This is a genomic window from Zoogloea oryzae, from assembly GCF_030161255.1.
Classification (GTDB): domain Bacteria; phylum Pseudomonadota; class Gammaproteobacteria; order Burkholderiales; family Rhodocyclaceae; genus Zoogloea; species Zoogloea oryzae.
In genome coordinates this window covers 1-6982 of the sequence record NZ_BSPX01000121.1, presented here as the reverse complement: position 1 = coordinate 6982, position 6982 = coordinate 1, and the positions used below count along the sequence as shown (strand labels likewise).

Genomic DNA, 6982 nt, shown 5'->3' with positions numbered 1-6982 from the left:
AGACCAGCAAGGTCATCAGCCTCAATGTCGTTGGCGACACCTTCGTCGAAGCCAACGAAGTGTTCTACGTGAACCTCACCACGCCCACCGGCGCCACCCTCGGCACCGCCAGCGCCGCCGGCACCATCCTCAACGACGACACCCTGCCCACCCTCAGCATTGCCGCCAACAGCACCAACAAGTCCGAGGGCAACAGCGGGGCAACGCCCTTCACCTTCACCGTGACACGCACCGGCACGACGACGGCGGCCTCCACCGTCAACTGGGCCGTCTCCGGCGGCACAGCCACCGCTGCCGACTTCACCGGCGGGGTGCTGCCCGGTGGCTCGATCAGTTTCGCCGTCGGTGAAACCAGCAAGACCATCACAGTCAACGTGGCCGGCGACACCGCTGTCGAGGCCAATGAAACCTTCAACGTCGTGCTGAGCGGCGCAACCGGCGCGACCCTGACGACAGCCAGCGCGGCAGCCACCATCCTCAACGACGATGCAGCCGCCAACCGCCCCGGCATCGACAACAGCATCGCCACCGTCACCTATATTTCTGTCCCCGGTTCGGTGGACGACAGCATCGAGAACCTCGTCAGCAACCAGAAGTGGGGGGGCGCGATCGGGACCGGCGCATCACTCACCTACAGTTTCTCCACTGCCACATCGGTCTTCAATTACGAGAACATCTTCAACGGTCAGGTGGCCCACGCGCCCTTCTCGGCGCTGAGCAGCACCCAGCGGGCCGCGGCCCAGCAGGCCATGGGGTCCGTCTCGGCGATCTGCAACGTCACCTTCAGCGAGGTGGCCGATACGGCCACAAGCGCCGGCGACATCCGCTGGACGGTCACCGGATCGCCCAACGAAGGAACGGCCGACGCCTGGTATCCGAGCCGTTCGGCGCTGGGCGGTGACATCTGGTTCAAAGCCAACGGCTACACCAACCCGGCACAGGGCACCTACGACTACGCCACCTTCATCCACGAACTCGGCCACGCCATGGGCCTGGATCACCCCCACAGCGGCACGCCTGCCCCCGAGCCCGGCGAGGACCAGCTCAAGTACAGCGTGATGAGCTACCGCAGTTACGACGGCGCCCCGCTCACCGGGTACACCACCAGCTTCTACCCCGTCGATTACATGCTCAACGACATCGCCGCCCTGCAGTACCTCTATGGCGCCAACACGAGCTACAACACCGGCAACGACGTCTACACCTGGACCGCCGGCGGTCGCATCTACGACTGCATCTGGGATGCAGGTGGCAACGACACCATCGACGCCAGCAACCAGACCCAGGGCGTCACCCTCAACCTCAACGCCGGCAGCTGGTCGTCCATCGGCAATACGTTCCACAACGGCAGCACCTACGTGCGCAACTGCCTGGGCATTGCCTACGGCGCAACCATCGAGAACGCCAAGGGCACCGCGCTGGCCGACACCATCGTCGGCAACGATGTCGCCAACCGGATCGTCGGCGGAGGTGGCAGTGACACCCTGACCGGCGGAAACGGGGCCGACCAGTTCGTGTTCACCGTTGCCGCAGATGGCGGTGACACGATCACCGACTTCTCGTCGGCAGCCGGCGACAGGATCCAGGTGATCGCCGCCAACTTCGGCCTCACGGCCGGTGGCACGGCGCTGCTGCGTTCGGCCCCCAGCCTGCCTGCCACCATCGGGCCGGCGGGCCAGTTCCTCTACAACACAACCAACGGCCAGCTGTGGTTCGACCGGGACGGCGCAGGCGCCGGCGCCGCCGTCCAGCTCGCAACCCTCGGTAACCGCGCGGCCCTGACCGCCAGCGACATCCAGCTTGTGAGCGCCTGAGCCCCCTGACCGGCCACGACAACCGGGCAACCACGCCCGGTTGTCGCAGGCCTGCCCCACCGTCGCGCCCCCCGCCGGAACCCTCCGCTTGAACCTCGCAGACCCCATTCCCGAAGCGCACCAGGCTCCGTCCATCGACAGCCCGCTGGCCTGCCTCGCAGCCATCGCCGGCCACCACGGCCTCTCAACCAGCGTCGAACAGATCCGCCGCGAGCACCTCGCCAACGACGCGCCATTCCCCACGCCCCCGGACGCCTTAGTGCCCACCGCCCGCGCCCTGGGGCTCAAGGCCCGCAGCCAGCGGCTCGACTTCGCCGATCTGACGGCACTGCAAGAGACCTTCCCCGCCATCGCCGTACTCCGGAACGGCAACTGCGTCGTGCTGGTCGGGCTGCGCGATACGGCCGACGGCCCGGCGGTCGCCGTGCTCGACCCCACGGCAACGCCGGCCAACGCCATCCTGCTCATCGACGGCGCACGCTTTCAGGAGGCCTGGAACGGCGAGGTCGTGCTGCTCAAGCGCAGCTACCCCGTGCTCGACGAAAAACAGCCCTTCGGCCTGCGCTGGTTCATCCCCGAGCTCTTCCGCCAGCGGGATTTCCTGCGCGACGTGGCGGTTGCCGCAATCGTGCTCCACGTGCTGGCGCTGGCGATGCCGGTGTTCACCCAGCTGGTGATCGACAAGGTGATCGTCCATGAGGGCCGCTCGACCCTCTACGTGCTCACCGGCGGCGTAATCCTCGCCCTGCTGTTCGAGGCGGTGTTTTCCTACCTGCGGCAATACTTCATGCTCGCCGCCACCAACCGGCTCGACATCCGCCTCGCCCAGAAGACCTTCAGCCACCTGCTGCGCCTGCCCATCACCTTCTTCGAGACCGGCACCGCGGGCGTCATCACCCGCCACATGCAGCAGGCCGAGAAGATCCGCCAGTTCCTCACCGGGCGGCTGTTCTCGACCATCCTCGACGCCTCGATCCTGGTCATCCTGCTGCCGATCCTGTTCTTCTACTCCGGGCTGCTGGCCGCCATCGTGCTCGCCTTCGCAGCCGCCATCGGCGGTGTCGTGTTTGCCCTGGTGCCCACCTTCCGCAGCCGTCTGCAGGCCCTCTACAACGCCGAGGCCGAGCGCCAGTCGATCCTCGTCGAGTCCATCCAGGGCATGCGCACCATCAAGTCGCTGGCGATGGAACCCCAGCGCCGCAAGGAATGGGAGAGCCGCTCCGCCCGGGCGGTGGACATGCATTTCCGGGTCGGGAAGATCTCCATGGCGGCCCACACCGCCATGAGCTTTCTCGAGAAGCTGATGACCGTCACCCTCATCGGCGTGGGTGCAAATCTGGTCTTCGACCAGAGCCTGTCGGTGGGTGCCCTGATCGCCTTCCAGATGCTCTCCGGGCGGGTTGTCGCGCCGCTGGTGCAGATCGTCGCCCTGGTCCACGAATACCAGGAGACCGCGCTGTCGGTGCGCATGCTCGGCGAGATCATGAACCGGCCGGTCGAGGGCCTGCGCGAGTCCGGCGGGCTGGAACCCACCCTCGGCGGCAAGATCGAGTTCGACAACGTCACCTTCCGCTACGCCGCCGGCGGCCCGCCGGCCCTCGACCGGCTGAGCTTCACCCTGCCCGCCGGCAAGGTGCTCGGCATCGTCGGGCGCAGCGGCTCCGGCAAGACCACCCTCACCCGCCTAATGCAGGGCCTCTACCCGATCCAGGAGGGCGTGATCCGCTTCGACGGCATCGACGTGCGCGAGATCGACCTCGCCCACCTGCGCCGCCAGATCGGCGTCGTGCTGCAGGACAACTTCCTGTTCCGCGGCAGCGTCCGCCAGAACCTCGCCGTCACCAAGCCCGACGCCCGCTTCGAGGAGATCGTCGAGGCCGCCCGCCTGGCCGGCGCCGACGAGTTTATCGAGCGCCTGCCGCAGGGCTACGACACCCTGCTCGACGAGAACGGCGCCAACCTCTCCGGCGGCCAGAAGCAGCGGCTCGCCATCGCCCGCGCCCTGCTCCCCCGGCCGCGCATCCTGATCCTCGACGAAGCCGCCAGCGCCCTCGACCCGGAGTCCGAGGCGATCTTCCTGGGCAACCTGGCCAATCTGGTCGAAGGCCGCACGGTGATCATCGTCTCCCACCGCCTCTCAACCCTCACCCGGGCCGACGCGATCATGGTCCTCAACCGGGGCGTCATCGCCGACGCCGGCCCCCACGATGCCCTGCTCCAGCGCTGCGCCGTCTACGCCCAGCTCTGGCAGCAACAAACCCGTCACCTCTGAGCATGTCCTCCGACCCGAAAATCCGGCGTCTGCTGGCCGACTTCCTCCCCGACGCCCAGGCCATCGAACACCAGACGCCTCCCCGTGGCGCCCGCATCACCCTGTACGCCCTGCTGGCCCTGGTCCTCACAGCCCTGCTGTGGGCCACCTTCGCCCAGATCGACAAGCTCGTCATCGGCCACGGTCGCCTCGTCACCCCGCTACCCAACATCGTCGTCCAGCCCCTCGAACAGGCCATCCTCAAGACCATCCAGGTACGCGTCGGCCAGACCGTCCGCAAGGGCGCCGTCCTCGCCACCCTCGACCCCACCTTCGCCGAAGCCGACGCCAGCCAGCTTGGCGCCCGCAGCGACAGCCTGGGCATGCGCGCCAGGCGCCTCGAGGCCGAACTCCAGGGCCGCCCCCCCATCGATGCCGGCAGCGCCCACAGCCAGCAGCAGGTCCAGACGCGCCTGATGGCCGAGCGCCAGGCCACCTACGCCGCCCGCATGCGCCAGTTCGACGAATCCATCGCCCGTCTGCGCGCCGCCCAGGCGACCAACCGGCAAGATCAGCAAACCCTCGCCGAGCGGGTCCAGAGCCTCGCCGAGCTCGAAGCCATGCAGGCCGAGCTGCAGACCCGCCAGTTCGGCTCCCGCGCCAGGGTGCTCGAAGTCCGCGAACGCAAGCTCGAGGTCGAGCGCGACCGGGCCACGGCGGTCAGCCGCGCCGAGGAGATCCGCCGCGAGATCGCCGCCACCGAAGCCGAGCGGACCGCCTTCGCCCGCAACTGGCGGCAGGAATCCCTCGAAAAACTCTCCGCGGCGGTTCAGGAACGGGACGAAGTGGCCGAGCAGCTGGCCAAGGCCCGCCGTCGCACCGACCTCGTCAGCCTCACCGCCCCCGAGGACGCCATCGTCCTCGAGATCGGCAAGAAATCGGTCGGGTCGGTGCTCCGCGAGGCCGAGCCGCTGTTCGTGCTGGTGCCCCTCAATGCCCCGCTGGAAGCCGAGGTCGAAGTCGCGCCGGCGGACGTCGGCATGCTCCGGGTCGGCGACGCCGTGCGCGTCAAGATCGACACCTACCCCTTCCAGAAGCACGGCACCATCCGCGGCAAGGTGCTGCACATCAGCCCCGACACCTTCACCCGCCAGGGCCCCGTCGGCACCGACAGCGCCTACTACCTCGCCCGCGTGGGCCTCGACGACACCCGGCTCGACGGCGTCCCGGCCCCCACCCTGCTGCTGCCCGGGATGACGCTCGCCGGCGAGATCATCACCGGCCAGCGCTCGGTCATCTCGTTTTTCCTCTATCCGCTGATCCGCGTGCTGGACGAATCGCTCCGCGAACGCTGAGTCAATGAGCCGGGCCATTGCCTCCCCGGCGAAGTTGCGAATGCGGGCCTCATCAAACCGCCTGCTCTCCTTCCGGCGGCACCGTCATCGCCTGTAAGCGGCGACGGATGCGGCCGTGGCGCCATTAGCCGATGCCGGAGTGCTGCCCAGGCGGGCGCTGACGGGGGCCCATACGACCGCGGGCTGTTCGTTGGCCAGGGTGCGGACGCCAGCGGCAACGCCACGCTCAACCTGAGCCGCTACCGCACCGCCTCGCCGTCGAAGGTGGAAGTCACCATCAAGAACAACGCTTGACGCCCGGCACCCCGCCGCTGCATGGCGAGCGGGGCGTTTCTGCTTCCAGCGGCTACAATCCGCCCCTGCCGAACAGGAAGCCGCCGATGCCCATCCACCGCCTCTCCGAACACCTCATCAACCAGATCGCCGCCGGCGAGGTGGTCGAACGCCCCGCCTCGGTGCTCAAGGAAGTGCTCGAAAACGCCATGGACGCCGGCTCGACGGTGGTGGACGTGCAGCTCGAACAGGGCGGCGTGCGGCGCATCCGGGTGGCCGACGACGGCTGCGGCATTCCCAAGGACGAGCTCCCGCTGGCCCTGGAGCGCCACGCCACCAGCAAGATCGCCAGCCTCGACGACCTGGAAAACGTGGGCACGATGGGTTTCCGCGGCGAGGCCCTGGCCGCCATCGCGGCGGTGTCGCGGATGAGCATCACCAGCCGCTTCGAGGGTGCCAGCCACGCCTGGCGCATCGACGCCGACCCGCGCGAGCTCGCCCCCGCCGCCCTCAACCACGGCACCGTGGTGGACGTGGCCGACCTGTATTTCAACACCCCGGCCCGGCGCAAGTTTCTCAAGAGCGAAGGCACCGAGTTCGCCCACTGCGACGACGTGTTCCGCCGCATCGCGCTGGCCCGGCCCGACGTGGCGATGCAGCTCACCCACAACGGCCGGGTGAGCCTGCGCCTCGCCGCCGGCCGCCGCGAGGCCCGCGTCCGCGCCCTACTGGGCGACGATTTCGTCGGCGCCGCCCGCAGCATCGAGGCCGAATCGGGCCTCTTGCGCCTCACCGGCTTCGCCAGCCTGCCGGCGTATTCGCGCAGCAGCCGCGACGCCCAGTTCTTCTACGTGAACGGCCGCTTCGTGCGCGACAAGCTGGTCACCCACGCCATCCGCGAGGCCTACGCCGACATCCTCCACGGCAGCCGCCACCCGGCCTACGTGCTGTTCCTGGAACTCGACCCGTTCGGGGTGGACGTCAACGTGCACCCCGCGAAGATCGAGGTGCGCTTCCGGGATTCCCGCGCGGTGCACCAGTTCGTCTACCACGCCCTCAACCGGGCGCTGGCCGCCTCCGGCGCCGCCCAGGCGGGCGAAGCCGCCGCCGTCAGCGATATCCCGCAGGCCCAGCCCACGGCTGCAGCGCAAACCGCCCATCACTTCCCGCCGCCCCAGCAGGGCCGGCTGGCAATGGAGCCGGCGTCCCGCGCGTATTTCGACTTCGCCGCCTCGGCCCGCCCCGCCGATGCCCCGGCCCCCGGCTTTGCCGCCACCGCCTTCGCCCCG

At 68.8% G+C, this 6982-nt stretch carries 4 protein-coding genes; all 4 read left to right on the top strand.

All coding sequences use genetic code 11. The features are described from left to right. On the top strand, positions 1 to 1814 hold a 1814-nt coding region (locus tag QQK25_RS21685; protein ID WP_284189827.1), incomplete at its 5' end, for a Calx-beta domain-containing protein. A gap of 88 nt (positions 1815 to 1902) precedes the next feature. Then, a complete protein-coding gene (locus QQK25_RS21680; RefSeq protein ID WP_284189826.1) occupies positions 1903 to 4086 on the top strand; it encodes a peptidase domain-containing ABC transporter in 2184 nt (727 codons plus the stop codon). A gap of 2 nt (positions 4087 to 4088) precedes the next feature. Then, the gene (locus tag QQK25_RS21675) at positions 4089 to 5420 is read left to right on the top strand and encodes an HlyD family type I secretion periplasmic adaptor subunit (protein ID WP_284189825.1); all 1332 of its coding nucleotides are present in this window, start codon (positions 4089 to 4091) and stop codon (positions 5418 to 5420) included. A gap of 380 nt (positions 5421 to 5800) precedes the next feature. Beyond that, a partial coding sequence (mutL, locus tag QQK25_RS21670) for a DNA mismatch repair endonuclease MutL (RefSeq protein WP_284189824.1) occupies positions 5801 to 6982 on the top strand: 1182 nt, incomplete at its 3' end.

What these genes read in the sequence shown, in the direction of transcription:
- QQK25_RS21675 (WP_284189825.1), top strand. Translation starts at nt 4,089, where the DNA reads ATGTCCTCCGACCCGAAAATCCGGCGTCTGCTGGCCGACTTCCTCCCC.